A 19,724-nucleotide genomic window follows, 5' to 3' on the forward strand; every position below is an offset into this window, starting at 1 on the left:
TCACTTGTCCTTCGCGAGTTCGTAGGTGCGGTCCGCGTCGGGGACGGTGGTGTCGCTGCCGGGCGCGACCAGGGCGAGCCGGACGCGCTCGGCGAACGACTCGGCGTAGGTGAGGCGCTGGGCGTCGAGGGTGGACAGCGCGAAGGTGATGGGCACGGCGTCGGTGGAGCGCCGGGTGCGGTCGTCGCTGTCGGGGTTGAGGGAGGTCAGCTTCCCGACGTCGATCACTTGGGCGTTCGTCACGATGATCTTCGACTGTGCGGGGGCACCTTCTCGCTCGCCCTCGAAGGTGGCGTACACGTTGACCGTGGACCCCGGCGTGATCTTGCCGGCCACTCCGGTCGCCGCGTCGATCATGATGGCGACCTCCTGCTGCCCGGGCCGCAGGGCGGGCTGATCGACGATCATGTCGCTCTGCAGCAGGGAGCCCTTGCGCAGGGTGGTGACGGCGATCTTGCCGCTGACCTGCCGCAGATCGGTGACGGCGTTCTCGGACAGCCAGCGCTCGGGCATCTGGACCCGCTCGAACTTGTCGGCGGTGAGGGCGGTGTAGGGCGCCACATCGCCCTTCAGCCGGTAGGCGGTGACCTCGGGACCGACCTTGGACTGCACGTCGTTGACGACGGAGAGCACGCCCGCGAACGCGCCGAGGGCGCAGAGGACGGAGAGAAGCAGGAGTATGACGCCGCGGCGCTGACGGGAGTTCATGAAGCGTGCAACCTCGTTGGGGGTGGGGTCGAACGGGTCTGGGTCTCGTCGGGCGGCGGGTCACCCCGCCGGAAGCTGGAGCTGGTTGTCGTATGACGGCGCGGTCGCGGAGCAGAACACGCAGCGGTCGCCGATGACGTCGATGCCGCACCAGTGGCAGCTGTTCCGGCGGACCGAGCCGACCAGCTGGTAGAGCACGGACAGGTCGGGCAGATAGGTGCAGAACTCGATCAGCTTGCCGGTCCCCCACCAGTCGGCGGACTCGGCGGGCAGCCGGGCCTCGCGCAGGCCCTGCACACGCCAGGACGGGGCGAGCGCGGCGGTGATCCAGTCGGTCTGGAGCTGTCCTCGGGCGAGCAGCATCGACGTGCCGAACTCCGGCCCCCGCAGCCGTGCTTCGGGCCCGATCCGCACCAGCTGCGGCTCGGGATGGGCGACGACGCCGAACTGGCTCCCCGGCATCCAGGACTTGGCGTGCGACGTGAGTCCGACGGGGACGCGGTCGAGCCGGGCGACGGTGCCGAGGACCGCGCCGGCGTGGATGTAGTGGGTGAGCAGCCGGCCGGCCGAGGCGAGGACGCCCGGGTTGAGGTCGCAGGAGGCGAGCTGTCTCAACTGGCGGGCCAGGACGGCGAGTCCCAGCGGGGGCAGCTCGGGCCGGAACAGAGCGATCCGGTCGCTCTCCAGGATGGACCGGATGGTGTGCAGCCGCTGCTCCACTCCCGCCGGGACGGCCCTCGAACACACCACGATCACATGGCCGTGCGCCTCGATCAGGGCCTGCATCTCGGCCAGCGCCTGGTCCAGCGGGCGTTTGTCCATCTCGCGCAGGACGACGGCGGGCAGGGTCCGCTCGTCCTGCGCCGGCAGCGCCATGTCGGCGCTGGTCACGGCAACGGCTGTTGGCACCGCAGCTCCCCGCTCCCCACCCAGGTCCGGCCCGCCGACGCAACTCTCGTGCAGCGGAACGACTTCATTGCGTGACTACCTCAGCACTGTATCCACGCCTCCATGACCGGAGAACAGCGTTTCAGTAGCCCAGCAGCAACTCTTATTGCACAAGAGACGTCAAATCGGGGCAGGGGGAGCATCCCGACCGAACCCAAAAGAGTACGCGGGCCGGACCCCCTTGACAGTTGAATTGGTCTGGACCAACTTGTTGGCGTCGAAGTCGAGTCCCCACTCCCCCACCGGAGGCCCCCCGTGGACCGCGCACGCAGACGTACCCGCTTGTGGCCGGGAGCGGTGATCGCCGCCCTGGCACTCACCGTGCCGGCGATCAGCCCGGCATCCGCCGCGGACATCAACAACGCCAGGAACGCCGGCTTCGAGTCGGGCCTGTCCCACTGGACCTGCTCGGCGGGCAGCGGTACGGCCGTCTCCGCGCCGGTGCACGCCGGCTCGTCCGCGCTGAAGGCGACGCCGGCCGGGCACGACAACGCACGTTGCACACAGTCGGTGGCGGTCCAGCCCAACTCGACGTACACGCTGAGCGCGTGGGTGCAGGGTGGTTACGCCTACCTGGGTGCCACCGGCACGGGCACCACGGACGTGTCGACGTGGACGCCCGATTCGCCGTCGTGGAAGAGGCTGTCGACGACCTTCACCACCGGCTCCTCGACCCGCTCGGTGACCGTCTACACACACGGCTGGTACGGCCAGGCCGCGTACCACGTGGACGACGTCTCGGTGTTCGGCCCCGACGGCGGCGGAGGCGGCGACCCGGCCCCGACGGTCCCGGGCGCGCCGGCCGGCGTCTCGGTCTCCGGTACGACGTCGTCCTCCGTCTCCCTGACCTGGAACACGGTCTCGGGTGCGACGGGCTACAACGTCTACCGCGACGGTACGAAGGTGACCGCGGTGACCGGCACTTCGGCGACGGTGACCGGGCTCGCGGCCTCCACGTCGTACACCTTCCAGGTCACGGCGACCAACGCGGCGGGTGAGTCGCCGAGGTCGGCGACGGTGACGGGCACGACGGCGCCCACGGGTGACGGCGGCCCCGGCGTCCCCCGGCACGCGGTGACCGGCTACTGGCAGAACTTCGACAACGGCGCGACCGTGCAGCGGCTGTCGGACGTGCCCGGCCACTACGACATCATCGCGGTGGCGTTCGCGGACGCGACGGCGACGCCGGGAGCCGTCACCTTCAACCTGGACTCGGCGGGGCTGGGCGGCTACACCGTGGACCAGTTCAAGGCCGACCTCCGGGCGAAGCAGGCCGCCGGGAAGAAGGTCGTCATCTCGGTGGGCGGTGAGCTGGGCCGGGTCGCGGTCAACGACTCCGCCTCGGCGACGAACTTCGCCGACTCGGTGTACTCCTTGATGCGGACGTACGGCTTCGACGGCGTCGACATCGACCTGGAGAACGGCCTCAACGCGACGTACATGACGCAGGCACTGCGCTCGCTGTCCGCGAAGGCGGGGCCCTCGATGGTCCTCACGATGGCCCCGCAGACGATCGACATGCAGTCCACGTCGAACTCCTACTTCCAGACGGCGCTGAACGTGAAGGACATCCTCACCGTCGTCAACATGCAGTACTACAACAGCGGTTCGATGCTCGGCTGCGACGGCAAGGTCTACAGCCAGGGTTCGGTGGACTTCCTGACAGCCCTGGCCTGCATCCAGCTGGAGAACGGCCTCGCCCCGTCCCAGGTCGGCCTGGGCCTCCCGGCGTCGACGCGGGCGGCGGGCGGCGGCTACGTCTCGCCGACGGTGGTCAACAACGCCCTGGACTGCCTGACCCGCGCGACGAACTGCGGCTCCTTCAAACCACCGCGGACGTACCCGGCCCTGCGCGGCGCGATGACGTGGTCGACCAACTGGGACGCCACGAGCGGCAACGCCTGGTCGAACACGGTGGGCCCGCACGTGGACGCGCTGCCCTAGCCACCAGCTCCTGGACCCGGGTGGATGGCGCCGGCCGTGTCTCCGCGACGCGGCCGGCGCCGCCGTGTCGGCGGACGGCCGCGCCGCGTCCTGGGGCGTCAGGGCCGGGAAGGCCGGCCGCTGTGAGAGGGCGGGAGCGTAGAGCGGTGGCCGGGCCTTGCCAGGGGGACCAGGGAGATCGCCGCCGCCCCCGGCACCGCCGCCCCGGCACCGCCGTGGCCGGTCGCCAGAGCCGCCCGGCGTGGCGGCGCGAACTCCGCGACGACCGCCGGGCCGACCGGCATCAGGCCGCCGAGGCCGGACACGCGACGGCCCGCTCCGAGGACCGCCGCTCCCGGCGCGAGCGCGCACACGGCGGAGCCCAGCGAGTAGAGCACCGCACTCGCCTCACCAGCGGTCTGCGGCCCAGCCGGCCGGTGAGTGGGCCCGCGGCCAGGGCGCCGGTCAGCATGCCGAACGTGGTCCAGCCGCCGATCGTCCCGGCGAGCGCGGTGCTGAAGCCGGGGCTCCCGTCGGAGAGCAGGTGCGCATGGTCGCGCCGTGGATGCCGGTTTGCGGCACACCCCCGGGCGCACGCCTTGCGAAGGGCCGTGAAACATTTCCCCGGGCCCACCGCATCAATGAGGTGACGGCATCCGTGCGGTGACGGCGCCTACGACGGGGGGAGACGGCCATGCAGGTCCGCGGGGACGAGTACGCGGAGTTCGCCGCGGCGCGCGCGGGGCACCTGTACCGGGCCGCCTGCCTGCTCACCGCCGGCGACACCCATCTCGCCGAGGACCTCGTGCAGGAGACCCTCGGGCGGCTGTACCTGAGATGGGGGCGCGTCTGCCGGACCGACAATCCGGCGGCGTACGCGCAGACCGTCCTCACCCGCGCCTTCCTCGCCCAGAAACGGCGGCGCAGCAGCACCGAGCGCGCCACCGACGTACTCCCCGAACAGGCCGTCCCCGGTGGGGACACCACACTCCGGTTGACGCTGCTGGACGCGCTCGCGCGGCTGCCCGCCAAGGACCGGGCCGTCGTCGTGCTGCGCTACTGGGAGGACCGCAGCGTCGAGGAGACCGCCGACGCCATGAACACCAGCTCGGCCGCCGTACGGACCCGCTGCTCCCGCGCCCTCGCCCGGCTCCGCGAGCTGCTCGGTGAGGAGCTCGCCGAGTACGCGGCCACCTGACACCGGTCCCACCCCGCACGCCCGCCCACTCCCAGCCTCTTGCCACCACCCTCCAGGAGACGGTGATTCGCCATGCCCACGGACCACTTGGACGACCCCTTCGAGCACCGCCTCGGCACCGCGCTGCGGCAGACCGGGGACATCTTCGACACCGACCGCCCCGCCCTGATCGCCGCAGGCCAGGCACGCGGGCGCCGACTGCGGCTGCGCCGCCGGGCCGCGGTGGCCGGTGGCGCGGCGGGCATCGCCCTGGTGGGCGTCACGGGGGCGCTGGCCCTGCCGGGGAACGGGAGCGGCCAAGGCGCCCAGGAGCGGCAGCCCGCCGCGGCCAGGCCTACGACTCCGCCGCCCGCCACCTCGATCGCCCCGCAGCCCGTCTCCGGTGAGCGCATGATCGCCACGTTGGAGCGACTGCTTCCCGAGGGGAAGGTCAGCGACGCGGAGGCCAGGGGTGGCGGGGGCGACCTTCCGATGCCGTCCGTGCGGCTGGTCCACGACGACGGCGAGGGCGGCGGCGCGATCAGTGTCGTACTGAACCGGGTCGAACCGGGCAGCCAGGCGGCCCGCGAGGCCATCACCTGCCCGGACAAGGTCCATGTGCCGCACGACAGTTGCATCACCAGCAGGCTGTCCGACGGCTCGGTGCTGATGCTCTTCCAGGGCTACGAGTACCCGGACCGCCGGGTGGACACCAAGCTGTGGCGTGCCGAACTCGTCACCCCCGGGGGCGAGCACGTCGGCGTCAGCGAGTGGAACGCCGAGGCGGAGAAGGACGCCCCGGTCACACGGGCCGAACCGCCGCTTTCCCTGTCGCAGTTGAAGCAGGTCGCCACGGCCGGGGAGTGGCGGGCCCTCGTCCCCGCCGCCCTCGGCGAACCGAAGGGTCAGGGGCGGGACAGCCGGCCCGCCGCCCCGCAGCCGACGTTCACCGGCTCGGCCGCTGACACGCTCGCGACACTGCTCCCCGAGGACGCGAAGGTGGTGGGCAAGGGCGGCGAGGGCGACTTCGGCTACCTGGTCGTCGACGACGGCAAGGGGCTGAGCCTCGTGCAGATCAATGTGCAGCCCGGCATGGACGACGTCGTGGGCGAGCTGTTCGGCGGGGCCGAGACCCTGCCGGACGGCACGCTGGTGACCGACCGGCAGACGCCCGGCGAGAAGGGCGGCGCGGGCGTCGTGATGTGGACCGTGGACACCCTGCGCACGGACGGACTGCGGGTGGTGATCAGCGCGTTCAACTCCGGCTCCCAGCAGACGGCGGCGACCCGCGAAGCCCCCGCCCTGACCCTCGCGCAGCTTCGCGGCATCGCCCTCGACCCCAGGTGGCCCACCCTGCTGCGGTGAGGGTGACGGCCAGGGCCCGTCCGACAGTCCCTAGAAGAAGTCCGCCCACGGCTGGTCCCAGATCTGCTTCACGCACAGCACCAGGAAGAGCAGGCCGGCGATCGTCAGCATCCCGTTGCTGACCCAGCCGTTGCGCCACTCCCGTGGCGTGCGGTCGCTGTTGAGGAGCCAGATCAGCGTGCCGGCGAGGAAGGGCAGGAACGCCGCGCCGAGCACGCCGTAGATGATGACCAGCCGGAACGGCTGGCCCGCGAAGAGCAGCACCATGGGCGGGAAGGTCAGCCACAGCAGGTAGGCGCGGAACGGCCAGGACCGTTCCCGCTCGCCCGAGGCGATCTCCTCGCCCTTGGTCTGCGCCCGCTTGCGGTAGCGCGCCACGAAGTCCGCGAACATCAGGCTCACGCCGTGCCAGACGCCGATCAGGGAGGTGAAGGAGGTGGCGAAGAAGCCGATCAGGAAGAACTTCGCGGTCGCCGTGCCGTATTCGGCCGCCAGGATGTCGCTCAGCTGGACGAGTCCCTTGTCGCCGCCCTCGATGGCGATGTTGCGGGCGTGCAGCAGCTCGGCGCCGACGAAGAGCATCGCGATGACGAAGACGCCGGTGGTGGCGTAGGCGACCCGGTTGTCCAGGCGCATGACCTTCATCCAGCCGGTGCTGGTCCAGCCCTTGGCGTTGACCCAGTACCCGTACGCGGCCAGCGTGATGGTGCCGCCGACGCCGCCGATCAGGCCGAGGGTGTTGAGGACCGAGTCCTTCTCGTCGGGCAGGACGGGCAGCAGGCCTGCGAAGGCGTCCCCCAGGTTCGGGGTGACCCGGATCGCCAGGTACACCGTCACCACGAACATGACGCCGACCAGGACCGTCATGACCTTCTCGAAGACGGCGTACTTGTTGAACCAGACGAAGACCAGGCCCACCAGGCCGCAGGCGATCCCCCACCACTTCAGGTCCATCACGTCCGGGAACAGCGCCTGCAACGGCAGCGCGCTCGACGACATCGCCGCAGCACCGTAGACGAAGCCCCAGATCACGACGTAGACGACGAAGAAGTACGTGGTCCAGCGGCCCAGGCCGGCCCAGCCGTCGAACAGCGTGCGGCCGGTGGACAGATGCCAGCGGCCGGCCGCCTCCGCGAGGGAGATCTTCACCAGGCAGCCGATGATCGCCGCCCACAGGAGCGTGTAGCCGAAGTTGCTGCCCGCGATCAGCGTCGCCACCAGGTCGCCGGCCCCCACACCGGTCGCGGCGACGACGATTCCGGGGCCGATGTACTTCCAACTGGACTTACGCGGAGCCAAGTTGGAGTCCAGGACGGGTGCCGCCCCTGCTTCACTGGTGTTTCCCGTGGTGTCCGCCATGAAGGTCAAGAAAGCCCATGGACGGTCGGTGGACAAGAGGGCGTGCGGGATCTTCACCCGATGTCTTCGAGGAGCGGGCCTCCCGGCGGCCTGGTGAGCCGCCGGGGCCTGGAACCGGCGTGCTACGGCTGTCGGCGGCCGTAGCTTTCGCACGCGCAGGTGCCGAGCTCGAACCAGACGGTCTTGCCCGGGCCGTCCTGGTGGCAGCCCCAGCGCCGGGCGAGCGCCTCCACCAGGAACATCCCCCGGCCGCTCTCGGAGGTGCCCGCGTGAAGCACCTGCGGGACCCGCCGGCCGCCGTCGGAGACCTCGCAGCGCAGCACGCCGTGGGCGGCGGACAGCGTGAGCCGGAAGTGGCTCGCGGCATGCACCAGGGCGTTGGTGGCCAGCTCGCTCACCAGCAGCTGGGCGGTGGCGACCAGGTCGCCGCCGACGCCGTCCGGCTCGGCCGGCCCCCAGCACTCCAGCTGCCGGCGCACCTCCGCGCGCGCCTCCCGGACGGCGGACGGACGCGGGTCGTACGCGACGCTCACATGGCCCGCTCCCATGGGTGGCTGGGGATAGGCGCCGTACCGGGGGTCGGGGTCCGGGCGGCCGGCCCCGGAGAGTTCCAGCATGGCTTCACAGTGCTGCGTGCCGGGTCCTGGGCACACGGGGAGGACTACCTGATTCCATATCTGCCTCGGGGTGCGCATACGGATAGGGCTACGCGTACTGCAGGCGTACTGCCGCGCCCGCCTCGTCGTCGCGCACGTCGACGTACGCGCACACCTGCCGCGCGAACCACAGCCCCTGCCCGGGCGCCGGCTCGACGGCGGGCGGCGGTACGAAGCCGGCCAGCGGGTCGTCGACGCGGCGCGGCGAGCGCAGCTCACAGACGCAGCCGGGGGCCTCGCCCCACAGCAGCACCTGGCTGACGGGGTCGAGCGGCTCCGCCGCTTCGGACACGGCCGCGGCGAACAGCTCCGCGTCGGCCGCGGGCAGGCCGCGCCCGGTGGCCCAGGTGCGCACGGCGTGCGGTTCGGGCGCGGGCAGCGGCCGCGCGTCACGCGGGACCGGCGACAGCGGTACGGCGTCCAGCTCGGCGGCGATCCGCAGCGGGTCCTCCCAGACGCCGGTGCGGGGGTGGGCACGGCGGGCGGCGGCGATCACGGCAGGGCCCGCGGTGCGGGTGTCGTAGACGCACAGGGCGGTGGTCGCGAGCGGGGCGAACAGGAGGTTGGCGAAGGCCTCGTAGCGGATCCACTCGCTGCTCTCGCGTACGGAGCGCCCGGCACGTCCGCCCCAGTCGGGTTCCATCAGCAGGTGGATACGGCCCTGGGGGCCGGCGTGCGCGGCCAGGTAACCGGCGCCCCGCGCTACCGCGTTGGCGGCCGAGCCGGTGTACCACTCGGTGTGCGGCACGAATCCGACGTGCCGGGCGTCACCGCCGAGGGCGTCGCGGAGCAGGTCGAGCTTGCCGGGGGCGGCGATGGCGACGGGCGGGGGCTCGTCGGGGGCGGCGAGCCCCTCGGCGAGGAAGGGCAGGGCGGCGCCGACGAACTCCTCGTCGGTGGAGAAGACGGCCATGCGGTGGTCGAAGGTGCCGTGGGCAAGTGCCGGTGGGGTGGGCATGGGGTTCCTGTCGGTCGTGGTGGGTCGTGGTGGTGGGGGGCGGACGGTCACGCGGCGGCCGGGTAGGGCGGTGGTGCGGGTCCGCCGGTGGGGCGGTGGAACGGGTGCGCAGGCGGTGCGGTGGGGCGGGCGCCGGGCGGTTGTCCGGCGTAGGCGGTGCGGTGGGGCGGCGTGGCCGGTGCTGCGGGCGGACGACGGCGGCGGCATTGTCGGCGAACAGGGCGAGCGCCGGGCCCGGTTCGGCACCGGAGGGATCACCGTCCGGGTCGGGCACGGGCAGCGGCCGTACTTCCAGGAGGTGCTCCTCGGTGAGCCCCAGCCGGTGCCGGCTGGTGGCGAGCACCCGGACACCGGCGGTGCCGTGCAGCAGCGCCGCCGCCAACTCGGCGCAGGCGCCCAGCAGATGCTCGCGGTTGTCGACGAGGAGCAGCAGCCTGCGGTTGCGTACCTGTATCACCAGCGCGTCCAGCGGTGGCTGTGCGGAGTGGTCGTGCAGGCCGAGGGCGTCCGCGGCCGCCACCGGTACGAGCGCCGGGTCGTGGAGGCCGGAGAGGTGGACGACATGCACGCCGTCGGGGAAGGCGCGGGCCACTCGGGCCGCGATGCGTCCGGCGAGCCGGGTCTTGCCGACGCCGCCGGGTCCGGTGAGCGTGACCAGACGGGCCCGTGCCAGCAGTTCGCGGCCTTCGGCGAGTTCGGCCCGCCGGTCGATGAAGCTGGCCGTCTCGACCGTCGGCCGGCAGTCCCGTCGTGGCGCCGATCCGCCCATGCTCAGCCAGTCCTTGGAGGGGTGGGGTCCTGTGCGCGACCCTCACTCTTCCTCGCCGTGTACATATATGCACGCGCCGCTCACACCGGCGGGTGGAATGTGCCGGGGCCCCATTCCGGCGGGGGCGGCCCGCGTACACTGCGCGGCCCTCGCCCGGCGTCCGCCGCGGCCGTTTTCCGCCGGTTTCGGCGGCCAGTTCGGGAACCCTGCTTGACCTGGTCATGCCATGCCCGCACCATGAGCGCCACACCCGCACCAGAACGTCGTACGTCGCACGGAAGAACCACCCCCACAACTCCACTCCCCACTTCCGGAGGACCCCGGAACTCCTGGAGACCCAAGGAGACTTCATGCGACTTCGCATCCGCGGCTCAGGCGTCCGAAGCGGCAGACGCACCGCCGCGCTCGCCACCCTGCTGGCCCTCGCCCTCGCGGCCCCGCTCTCGGCGACGGCGTCCGACGCCACCGCCGACAGCGCGGGCAGGGCGGCGGCCTCGGCGGACGACATCCGCCAGTACGAGATCCACACCCACTCGACCGCCGAGGACCGTACGGCGATCCAGCGCGCGGGCGTCACCGTGGACGACGCCGACGACCACACCGTCTTCGTCTCCGGCCGCGCGGACCAGATCAGGAAGCTGCGCTCGCTCGGCTACGAGATCACCCCGCTCGGCGCCGCCCCCGACCGCTCGGCCGGCGAGGACGACGTCCGGCTCTTCGACTTCCCCTCCGCCGACTCCCGCTACCACAACTACGCGGAGATGACGAGCGAGATCAACTCGGCCGTCGCGGCCTACCCGGGCCTCGTCAGCCAGCGGGTGATCGGCACGTCGTACCAGGGCAGGAACATCGTCGCCGTCAAGATCAGCGACAACGTCGGCACGGACGAGGCCGAGCCCGAGGTGCTCTTCACCCACCACCAGCACGCCCGTGAGCACCTCACCGTCGAGATGGCGCTGTACCTGCTGCGGGAGCTGACGACCGACTACGGCACGGACTCCCGCGTCACGAACCTGGTGAACAGCCGCGAGATCTGGATCGTGCCCGACCTCAACCCGGACGGCGGCGAGTACGACATCGCCACCGGCTCGTACCGGTCCTGGCGCAAGAACCGGCAGCCCAACGCCGGTTCGTCGGCCGTCGGTACGGACCTGAACCGGAACTGGGACTACCGGTGGGGTTGCTGCGGTGGGTCGTCCGGCTCGCCGTCCTCCGACACCTACCGCGGCCGTGCGCCGGAATCGGCGCCCGAGGTGAAGGTCGTCGCCGACTTCGTACGCAGCCGCGTCGTGGGCGGCAAGCAGCAGATCAAGGCCGGGATCGACTTCCACACCTACAGCGAACTGGTGCTCTGGCCGTTCGGGTACACCTACTCCGACACCACCACCGGGATGACGGCGGACGACCGGAACGCCTTCGCCACGGTGGGGCGGAAGATGGCCGCGAGCAACGGCTACACGCCTGAGCAGTCCAGCGATCTGTACATCACGGACGGGTCGATCGACGACTATCTGTGGGGCTCGCAGAAGATCTTCGGGTACACGTTCGAGATGTATCCGCGAGGGTTCTCCGGCGGCGGGTTCTACCCGCCCGACGAGGTGATCGAGCGGGAGACCTCACGGAACCGGGACGCGGTGCTGCAACTGCTGGAGAACGCCGACTGCATGTACCGGTCGATCGGAAAGGAAGCCCAGTACTGCGGCTAGCCGCGCGGTTCCCCGCCGCCCTGGGCCGCGTCGTCGCCGCCGTCGGCCTCGAAGTACGCGTCCAGGACGGCGTCCAGCTGCTCGTCCCACTCCTTGTGACGGGACTTCGACTCGGCCTCGATCTCGATCGGGTACCAGCGGCGCTCCGGCGTGTGCACGGTCACCGTGAACCGCTTGCCGAAGCGCGGGGACTCCGTCTCGATCGCGCCGATCTCGTCCCAGCGGAACTCGCAGCTCTCGTCGTCGAGACTGAGGCGTACGCCCGTGGCGTCGGCGACGATGCGGGCCCGGCGGTCGGCGGCCTCGAACACGGGGCCGCCGGCCTGCTCCGCGTCCGCCTCCTCGGCCTCCGCCTCGGGCTCCACCGGCGCGGAGGCCTCCTCGCCGGCCTCCTCGCCGACCGGCGCGGCGTCCTCGGGCTCGGGCTCGGCGGCCTTGTCCGGGCCGGTGAGCCCGGGGATGTGGGCCGGGTTCATCCCGGCGTCCAGGGGCTGACTGCTCGTACCTATGCGCTGCTCCACAGCGGGCAGTATGGCGGACATCCCTGTGCCGTGGGGCGCCGGGGGCGAATGAGGTCACTCGTCCATGAAGACGATCCGCCGCGAACCCGGCCGGCGACAGCACGGGCTCCAGCACCGTCCATGTCCTCAGCGTGGCCCGCTCGCTGATGCCGAAGTACTCGGCGACGATCCAGAAGCCGCCGTCGTCGACGTGCGAGGCGAAGCTGGTGCTTTCCGGGCAAGGGGGGATCACGGCACGGCGCCCAAGGGGAGAGGGCGCCGTGCCGTGACGGCAAACGGGGTGCGGGCGCCGGGGAGGTGCTCAGCCCAGGACGGCGAGGGCGTCGATCTCGATGAGGAGCCCTGCGGGCAGCCCGACGTAGACGGTGGTCCGGGCGGCCGGGGGCTGGGTGAGGCCCTGCTCCTCGAAGTAGGCGTTGTAGAGCGCGTTCATCTCGGCGAAGTGGTCCACGTCCGTGAGGTGGACGCGGATCATCATCACGTCGTCCCAGGAGGCTCCGCCCTCCGAGAGGATCGCCTTGACGTTGGCGAGCGTCTGGAGGGTCTGCTCACGGAGGGTCGGTCCGGCCGGCGCCGGGGGCCGGCCCTCGACCGCGGGCAGGAAGCCGACCTGGCCGGCGACCTGGAGGATGTTGCCCTTCTTCACGCCGTGGGAGAACCTCGCGGGCGGGGTGGTGTGGGTCGTGGGGGTGAGGGCGGTCTTCTCGGTCATGCCGGCTCTTTCGTCGGGGTCCTGCCGGAGTACTCGCCGCTGATGGCGTCCGCGGTACGGCGGACCAGCGGGAGCAGGGTGAGGAGTTCGTCGCCGGTGACGACGACGTGGGGCGCGGAGACCGACATCGCGGCGACGACCCGGCCGTCCGCGCCGCGGATCGGCGCGGCGACGCAGTTGATGGACTCCTCGTGGCCACCGAGGTCGGTGGCCCAGCCCTGTTCGCGCACCTTGGCCAGTTCCCGCAGGAAGGCCTCGGAGTCCGGCGTCGAACGGGCCGTGTACATGGGGTAGTCGAGCTTCTCCGCGAGGGCGCGGCGCTCGTGCTCGGGGAGGTCGGCGAGGAGCAGTTTGGCGACGGCGGCGACCGTGATGGCGACGGGTTTGCCGATCCGCGAGTACATCCGCACCGGGTAGCGGCTCTCCACCTTGTCGATGTAGAGGACCTCGTTCTCCTCGTACACCGCGAGGTGCACGGTGTGCCCGCACTGCTCGTTGAGCCGTACGAGGTGGGGGTGGCCGATCTCGCGGACGTCGAGGCTCTCCATCGCCTCCTGGGCGAGGGCGAACAGCCGCGCGCCGAGCCGGTAGCGCTGGTCGGACTGGCGGTAGACGAAGCCGTGTTCGTGCAGGGTGCGCAGCAGGCGCAGCGCGGTGGACTTGTGCACGCCGAGCCGGTCGGCGACCTGCCCGAGGTCGGCGGGGCCCTCCGCGAGCAGCGGCAGGATGCTCAGCGCGCGGTCGACGGTCTGACTCATGGCGTGCGTACCTCCTCGGGGGCCCGGTCGACTGCGTGCGTCCAGCCGGGGCCGAGTCGAAGTGTCCCCCACGCGGCGTCGTCCAGGGCGACGAGCCGGTCGGCGTGGTCACGGGCCGGAGGGGCGGCCAGGTCGCCGGCGACGGTGAGGGCGGCGGCGGCCCAGAGGTGACCGTGGCGCAGGCGGTCGCGGAGGGGCAGCCGCCGCAGCGTGCCGGAGAGGAAGCCGGCGGCGAAGGCGTCACCGGCGCCGACTGGGGCGACGACGTCGACGCGGGGGGCACGTTCGGCAACGCGGACTGGCCGGCCCGGCCCCGGGGGCGCGGGCGACCCCGCGACCGGCAGACCACGGCCCCCGGCCGGACGACCACCGGACTCCGGCTCACGCTCGAACACCGTAGCCCCCGCGGCGCCCTGCTTCACGACCAGCGTCGCGGGCTCGTCAAGCAGTTCCCGGATCGCCCCGGGTCCTCCCGTCACTCCCCAGGCCGCCTCGGCCTCGTCCTCCCCCACGAACACGATGTCCGCGTCGCGCGCCAGCTCCAGCAGGACCCGGGCGCCACCGGCGTCCTGCCACAGTCCGGGACGGTGGTTCACGTCGAAGGACACCGCCGGGCGCCCGGCCGCGGGGCCGGTCAGCTCGCGCATCAGCCCCAGGCAGCCGGGCGACAACGCGGCCGTGATGCCGGAGAGATGAAGGATGCGGCCGGCCCGCACGGCCGCCATGTCGACGTCCGTCACGGTCATCGCGGACGCCGCCGACCCGGCCCGGTAGTAGGCCACCTCGTGGCCGTCACCGGCCCGGTCCCCCGCCGTGCGGAAGTACACGCCGGTGGAACGCGCCGGGTCGCGCCGTACCGCCGACACGTCCACGCCGTACCCCCCGATCGCCTCGACCAGGTGGTCTCCGAAGCCGTCCGCGCCGACCGAGCTGACCCACCGCGCCGGGTGCCCGGCCGCCGCCAGCACGCAGGCCACGTTGGACTCCGCGCCGCCGATGCCCCGGTCGAAGGACGGAACGTCGGCGAGGCGGCCCGGCCGGGTGGGCAGGAACGCGACCATGGACTCGCCGAGCGCGACGACGTCCACGACGTTCGGGGCGTCGCCGGCTCCGGTGGCGGTCATGATCGTCGTAGCTCCTCGGCACTGGCGCGGGTTTCGTTGACCCCGCGTTGGCCGAGATGTTAGACAGCAGTAGGCGACATACGCAATGGACGTTGCACAAAACGCAACGCACCAGATCAGGGAGGCTCCATGGCCCTCGACCCCGGCAGCATCGCCACCGAAGCGCTGGCCGGCCTCGCCGAGGAACGCGTCGACCACCGCTTCAAGGGCCTCCCGCCCGACGCCGGCGGCCTGTCCGTGGCGGACCTGGCCGCTCAGCGCCGCAACCTCTTCACCGGCGGCTTCACCACCCCGGTCCTCGCCCTCTCCGCCGAGCACCTGGAACACAACCTCCGGCTGATGGCGACGTACACCACCCGCCACGGTCTCGCCTTCGCCCCGCACGGCAAGACCACGATGGCGCCGCAGCTCTTCCAGCGGCAGATCGAGCGCGGCGCCTGGGGCATCACGCTCGCCGTGCCGCACCAGGTGCGGGTGGCGCGGGCGTTCGGGATCCGGCGGATCTTCCTGGCGAACGAGCTCGTGGACGCGGCGGCCCTGCGCTGGATCGCCGCCGAGCTGGCGGGCGACCCCTCCTTCGCGTTCGTCTGCTACGTCGACTCCGTAGGCGGCGTCGAACTGATGGACGCGGCACTGCGCGGCACGGAACGCCCCGTGGACGTCGTCGTCGAACTGGCCGCCGGTGACGGCGCCCGCACCGGCGTGCGCACCGAGGCGGAGTGCGCGCGGGTCGCCGACGCGGTGGCCGCCGCGCCCACCCTGCGCCTGGCCGGCGTCGCGGGCTACGAGGGCGAGGTGCCGGACGCGGACCCCGAGCGGGTGCACGCGTGGCTGCGCCGCCTGGTGGCGCTGGCGGCGGACCTCGACAAGGCGGGCCGCTTCCAGGGGCTGGACGAGATCGTGGTCAGCGCGGGCGGCAGCGCCTGGTTCGACGCGGTGGCCGACGTGTTCGCCGAGATCCCCGAGCTGAGCCTGCCGGTGCTGAAGCTGCTGCGTTCCGGCGCGTACGTCTCGCACGACGACGGGCACTACCGCAAGCTGACCCCCTTCAACCGGGTCGCCGGGGAGGGCGCCCTGGAGCCCGCGTTCCGGCTCTGGGCGCAAGTGGTGTCGCGGCCCTCGGCGGAGCAGGCCTTCGTCAACGCCGGGAAGCGGGACGCCGCCTACGACCTGGACCTGCCCGTCGCGCAGGTCGTCCGCCGGGACGGCACCGAGCGCCCGGCGACCGGCATCGAGGTCACGGCGCTGTCCGACCAGCACGCCTGGCTGCGCACGGACCCGGACGCGGACCTCCGGGTCGGCGACTGGCTCGGCATGGGGCTGTCCCACCCGTGCACGTCGTTCGACAAGTGGCAGCTGATCCCGGTGGCCGAGGCGGACGGCACGGTCGTCGAGTACGTCCGTACGTTCTTCTAGGGGCCCCGCATGGCAGATCTCGTCATCCGTGACGCGGACGTCGTCGACGGCACCGGCGCCCCCGCCTACCGCGCCGATGTGGTGGTGGACGACGGCCGGATCGTCTCGATCGTCAAGGAGGCGGCGGCCGCGGGCTGCCTGCGCCCCACCGCCACCAGGGAGCTGGACGCCGGCGGCCTCGTCCTGTCCCCCGGCTTCGTCGACATGCACGCCCACAGCGACCTCGCCCTGCTGCGCGACCCCGACCACAGCGCGAAGGCCGCGCAGGGCGTGACCCTCGAAGTCATCGGTCAGGACGGGCTGTCGTACGCCCCCGTGGACGACCGCACCCTCGGCGAGGTCCGCCGTGCCATCACCGGCTGGAACGGCCACGGCGACGACGTCGACTTCGACTGGCGTTCGGTCGGGGAGTACCTCGACCGGCTGGACCGGGGCATCGCGGTCAACGCCGCCTGTCTGATCCCGCAGGGAACGGTCCGCGCGCTCGCCGTCGGCTGGGAGGACCGCGAGGCCACCCCGCGGGAGCTGGACCGGATGCGGCGACTCGTGGCGGAGGGCCTGGAGCAGGGCGCGGTCGGGATGTCGTCCGGGCTCACCTACACGCCCGGCATGTACGCCCCGGACGCCGAGCTGACCGAGCTGTGCCGGGTGGTGGCGCGGTACGGCGGCTACTACTGCCCGCACCACCGCTCGTACGGGGCCGGGGCCCTTGAGGCCTACGAGGAGATGGTCGCCCTGACCCGGGAGGCCGGCTGCCCGCTGCACCTGGCCCACGCCACCATGAACTTCGGCGTCAACAAGGGCCGCGCCCCCGAACTGCTGTCCCTGCTGGACGACGCCCTCGCCGCCGGTGCGGACATCAGCCTGGACACATACCCCTACACGCCAGGCTGCACGACGCTGGTGGCGCTGCTGCCGAGCTGGGCGGGCGAGGGCGGGCCGGAGGAGATCCTGCGGCGGCTGGCGGACGACGGGACGGCCGAGCGGATCAGGCACGACCTGGAGGTCGCCGGAGCGGACGGCTGCCACGGCGTACCCGTCGAATGGGACACGATCGAGATCTCCGGCGTGGCCGACCCGGCCCTGGAGGCGTACGTCGGCCGTACGGTCGAGGACTCGGCGGCCCTGCGCGGCGAGGCGCCCTGGGTCACCGCCCGCCGGCTGCTGGTCGAGGACCGTCTCGGGCCCACGATCCTGCAGCACGTCGGCCACGAGGAGAACGTCCAGGCGATCATGCGGCACCGCGTGCACACGGGCGGCTCGGACGGCATCCTCCAGGGCGCCAAGCCGCACCCGCGCGCGTACGGCACGTTCCCGCACTACCTCGGCAGGTACGTGCGGGAACTGGGGGTGCTGTCGCTGGAGGAGTGCGTGGCCCGGCTGACCGCACGCCCGGCGGCCCGGCTGCGGCTCCCGGACCGGGGCGTGGTCCGCGAGGGGTACCGGGCCGACCTGGTCCTCTTCGATCCGGTCACGGTCGCCGCGGGCTCCACCTTCGACCAGCCGCGCACGCTCCCGACCGGCATCCCGCACGTGCTGATCGACGGACGGTTCGTCATCGAGGACGGCCGGCGCACCGACGTGCTGGCGGGGCGGGCGGTGCGCCGGACGCCCCTGTGACAGTTCATTCGGGCCCTTGATGCCGCCGCGGCCGTGCCCGGGATCGCCGTTGGCGTTGCCCGGGCCGTCGGCCGACGGGCTCTCCGTGGCGGTGGGAGTCGCGGCGGACGCCGTGGGGCCGGCCCCGGTGGGGGTGGGTGAGGCGCTGACGTCACCCGCGCTCCGCGACGGGTCCGGGGCCGGAGCGGCCGCCGAGGGGCTCGCGCCGTCCCGCGCCGGCACGGCGGAGGCACCCTCGTCCGCCCTGGAGGAGGACGAGGGCTCGGCGCCCCCGGAGGTGTCCGGGGTCGACCTCGTCCGGTCCTGACCGCCCTGCGTGCCACCGCCGGAGCCCGGCCCGGCGGTGCCCGGCGATCAGCGCCGCTGCGGACACCGCGCCCACCGCGCCGGCCGCCACCGCCACCCGCCGGCGACGCCAGGGCCCGGGCTTGCGGCGGGAGCCGCCCGGCACCGGGACCGTCACCGGGGGCGGTTCCCGGCGTCTCGTCGTAGGCGTTCTGCCGGCCGTGCGCGGCGGGAGGGATCGGTGTACTCCTCGTAGGCGGGCGGGCGTACCGGCTCCCGCTGCACGTACACGTTCGGCGGATCCTGGGGGTCACCCGTTCTGGGGGGCTCTGACAGGGCGCCGCATCCCAGGGATACGCCGTGGCCGCGAGGGCGACGAGGGGTGCACACCCCCGGCGTGGGGCGTCTCACGTGGTGGAAGACACGACGCCGGGGTCGGCGGGCGGCCGTAAGCTCCCAGGCATGCAGGTGATCCAGTCGACGAAGCTCGCCAACGTCTGTTACGAGATCCGGGGCCCGGTGCTCGAAGAGGCGATGCGCCTGGAAGCGGCCGGGCACCGCATCCTGAAGCTGAACACCGGCAACCCGGCAGCCTTCGGCTTCGAATGCCCGCCGGAGATCCTGGAGGACATCCTCCGCAACGTCTCGACGGCCCACGGCTACGGCGACGCGAAGGGCCTGCTCGCGGCGCGCCGCGCGGTCGTCATGCACAACCAGACCCTCGGCATCGAGACGGACGTCGAGCACGTCTTCATCGGCAACGGCGTGTCCGAGCTGATCACCATGGCCATGCAGGGCCTGCTGGACGACGGCGACGAGGTCCTCGTACCGGCGCCGGACTACCCGCTCTGGACGGCCGCGGTGTCCCTGTCGGGCGGCACCGCCGTCCACTACCGCTGCGACGAGCAGTCCGACTGGATGCCGGACCTCGCCGACGTCGAGCGCAAGGTCACCGACCGCACCAAGGCGATCGTGATCATCAACCCGAACAACCCCACCGGCGCGGTCTACGACGAGGCCGTGCTCAAGGGCCTGACCGACATCGCCCGCCGCCACAACCTGCTGGTCTGCTCGGACGAGATCTACGACAAGATCCTGTACGGCGAGGCCACGCACATCCCGACGGCCTCGGTCGCCCCCGACCTGCTCACCCTCACCTTCAACGGCATGTCGAAGGCGTACCGGGTGGCCGGCTACCGGGTCGGCTGGATGTCGATCTCCGGCCCCCGCGCGCACGCCGACTCCTACATCGAGGGCCTGACGATCCTGGCGAACATGCGCCTGTGCGCCAACATGCCGGGCCAGCACGGCGTGGTCGCCGCGCTGAGCGGACGCCAGTCGATCAACGACCTGGTGCTGCCGGGCGGCCGCCTGAAGGAGCAGATGGAGGTCGCCCACGAACTGCTCACACAGATCCCGGGCGTGACGTGCGTGCGCCCCAAGGGCGCCCTCTACCTCTTCCCCCGCCTCGACCCCAAGATCTTCAAGGTCAAGGACGACCGCCGGCTGGTTCTTGACCTGCTCCGGCGCGAGAAGATCATGGTCGTGCACGGGACGGGCTTCAACTGGCCGGAACCCGACCACTTCCGGGTCGTGACCCTGCCCACGGTCGCGGATCTCCGGGACGCGGTCGGCCGGATCGGCAACTTCCTGGACGGCTACAGCCAGCCCTGACGCTCACGCTGCGGATACGCGGATCCCCTGATTTGTGAAGGACTC

At 72.3% G+C, this 19,724-nt stretch carries 18 protein-coding genes and 1 pseudogene; 8 read left to right on the forward strand and 11 right to left on the reverse strand.

What is annotated here, in order from left to right:
- Both cpaB and ACGF8A_RS20210 read right to left on the reverse strand, forming a co-directional pair.
- On the reverse strand, positions 1-708 hold the full coding sequence (gene cpaB, locus ACGF8A_RS20205; protein WP_393109982.1) for a Flp pilus assembly protein CpaB: 708 nt from the start codon (positions 706-708) through the stop codon (positions 1-3).
- A gap of 60 nt (positions 709-768) precedes the next feature.
- Positions 769-1,584, reverse strand: coding sequence for a hypothetical protein (locus ACGF8A_RS20210; RefSeq protein ID WP_393110118.1), 816 nt, complete (start codon positions 1,582-1,584; stop codon positions 769-771).
- Between the two features lie 327 nt (positions 1,585-1,911).
- On the opposite strand from ACGF8A_RS20210, the gene ACGF8A_RS20215 reads away from it, so the two are divergent.
- Positions 1,912-3,600, forward strand: a complete 1,689-nt coding sequence (locus ACGF8A_RS20215) for a chitinase (RefSeq protein ID WP_393109984.1) — start codon at positions 1,912-1,914, stop codon at positions 3,598-3,600.
- A 98-nt stretch (positions 3,601-3,698) separates the two neighbouring features.
- Here the strand turns inward: ACGF8A_RS20215 and ACGF8A_RS20220 are convergent, their stop codons facing one another.
- Entirely contained in the window at positions 3,699-3,977 is a 279-nt protein-coding gene (locus tag ACGF8A_RS20220; RefSeq protein ID WP_393109985.1) for a hypothetical protein, read from the reverse strand.
- Positions 3,978-4,273: 296 nt separating this feature from the next.
- Between ACGF8A_RS20220 and ACGF8A_RS20225 the strand changes: the two genes are divergently transcribed.
- Complete coding sequence (locus ACGF8A_RS20225; RefSeq protein WP_393109987.1) at positions 4,274-4,777, forward strand: SigE family RNA polymerase sigma factor; 504 nt, start codon at positions 4,274-4,276, stop codon at positions 4,775-4,777.
- A 72-nt stretch (positions 4,778-4,849) separates the two neighbouring features.
- Positions 4,850-6,121: a hypothetical protein gene (locus tag ACGF8A_RS20230; protein WP_393109989.1), complete on the forward strand. Its 1,272-nt coding sequence runs from the start codon at positions 4,850-4,852 to the stop codon at positions 6,119-6,121.
- A gap of 30 nt (positions 6,122-6,151) precedes the next feature.
- Here the strand turns inward: ACGF8A_RS20230 and ACGF8A_RS20235 are convergent, their stop codons facing one another.
- The 3 genes from ACGF8A_RS20235 to ACGF8A_RS20245 all read right to left on the reverse strand — a co-directional run bounded on the left by ACGF8A_RS20235 (position 6,152) and on the right by ACGF8A_RS20245 (position 9,094).
- Complete coding sequence (locus ACGF8A_RS20235; protein WP_393109991.1) at positions 6,152-7,480, reverse strand: Nramp family divalent metal transporter; 1,329 nt, start codon at positions 7,478-7,480, stop codon at positions 6,152-6,154.
- Between the two features lie 122 nt (positions 7,481-7,602).
- Positions 7,603-8,097, reverse strand: coding sequence for an ATP-binding protein (locus tag ACGF8A_RS20240; protein WP_393109993.1), 495 nt, complete (start codon positions 8,095-8,097; stop codon positions 7,603-7,605).
- Between the two features lie 88 nt (positions 8,098-8,185).
- On the reverse strand, positions 8,186-9,094 hold the full coding sequence (locus ACGF8A_RS20245) for an anti-sigma factor RsbA family regulatory protein (RefSeq protein ID WP_393109994.1): 909 nt from the start codon (positions 9,092-9,094) through the stop codon (positions 8,186-8,188).
- A gap of 1,119 nt (positions 9,095-10,213) precedes the next feature.
- Here ACGF8A_RS20245 and ACGF8A_RS20250 point away from each other — a divergent pair.
- A complete protein-coding gene (locus tag ACGF8A_RS20250; protein WP_393109996.1) occupies positions 10,214-11,569 on the forward strand; it encodes a M14 family metallopeptidase in 1,356 nt (451 codons plus the stop codon).
- Here ACGF8A_RS20250 and ACGF8A_RS20255 read toward each other — a convergent pair.
- From ACGF8A_RS20255 to ACGF8A_RS20275, 5 genes and pseudogenes are all read right to left on the reverse strand, one after another.
- Positions 11,566-12,111: a hypothetical protein gene (locus ACGF8A_RS20255; RefSeq protein ID WP_393109998.1), complete on the reverse strand. Its 546-nt coding sequence runs from the start codon at positions 12,109-12,111 to the stop codon at positions 11,566-11,568. The genes ACGF8A_RS20250 and ACGF8A_RS20255 overlap by 4 nt on opposite strands.
- A gap of 58 nt (positions 12,112-12,169) precedes the next feature.
- A pseudogene (locus ACGF8A_RS20260) lies at positions 12,170-12,295 on the reverse strand (hypothetical protein); the annotation flags it as partial.
- A gap of 96 nt (positions 12,296-12,391) precedes the next feature.
- Positions 12,392-12,802 carry a RidA family protein gene (locus ACGF8A_RS20265; protein ID WP_393110000.1) on the reverse strand — a complete coding sequence of 137 codons (411 nt, stop codon included), beginning with the start codon at positions 12,800-12,802 and terminating at the stop codon, positions 12,392-12,394.
- Entirely contained in the window at positions 12,799-13,560 is a 762-nt protein-coding gene (locus ACGF8A_RS20270) for an IclR family transcriptional regulator (protein WP_393110002.1), read from the reverse strand. The genes ACGF8A_RS20265 and ACGF8A_RS20270 overlap by 4 nt, the downstream gene beginning before the upstream one ends.
- On the reverse strand, positions 13,557-14,684 hold the full coding sequence (locus ACGF8A_RS20275) for a sugar kinase (RefSeq protein WP_393110004.1): 1,128 nt from the start codon (positions 14,682-14,684) through the stop codon (positions 13,557-13,559). The genes ACGF8A_RS20270 and ACGF8A_RS20275 overlap by 4 nt, the downstream gene beginning before the upstream one ends.
- A gap of 129 nt (positions 14,685-14,813) precedes the next feature.
- Here ACGF8A_RS20275 and ACGF8A_RS20280 point away from each other — a divergent pair, with 129 nt between their 5' ends.
- The 4 genes from ACGF8A_RS20280 to ACGF8A_RS20295 all read left to right on the forward strand — a co-directional run bounded on the left by ACGF8A_RS20280 (position 14,814) and on the right by ACGF8A_RS20295 (position 19,679).
- Positions 14,814-16,100: an amino acid deaminase gene (locus ACGF8A_RS20280; protein ID WP_393110006.1), complete on the forward strand. Its 1,287-nt coding sequence runs from the start codon at positions 14,814-14,816 to the stop codon at positions 16,098-16,100.
- A 9-nt stretch (positions 16,101-16,109) separates the two neighbouring features.
- Complete coding sequence (locus tag ACGF8A_RS20285) at positions 16,110-17,720, forward strand: amidohydrolase family protein (protein WP_393110008.1); 1,611 nt, start codon at positions 16,110-16,112, stop codon at positions 17,718-17,720.
- Between the two features lie 49 nt (positions 17,721-17,769).
- On the forward strand, positions 17,770-18,027 hold the full coding sequence (locus tag ACGF8A_RS20290) for a hypothetical protein (RefSeq protein WP_393110010.1): 258 nt from the start codon (positions 17,770-17,772) through the stop codon (positions 18,025-18,027).
- Between the two features lie 440 nt (positions 18,028-18,467).
- Positions 18,468-19,679 carry a pyridoxal phosphate-dependent aminotransferase gene (locus tag ACGF8A_RS20295; protein WP_393110012.1) on the forward strand — a complete coding sequence of 404 codons (1,212 nt, stop codon included), beginning with the start codon at positions 18,468-18,470 and terminating at the stop codon, positions 19,677-19,679.
- Positions 19,680-19,724 lie beyond the last annotated feature (45 nt).

The organism is Streptomyces sp. NPDC047706, assembly GCF_043204795.1.
GTDB lineage: Bacteria > Actinomycetota > Actinomycetes > Streptomycetales > Streptomycetaceae > Streptomyces.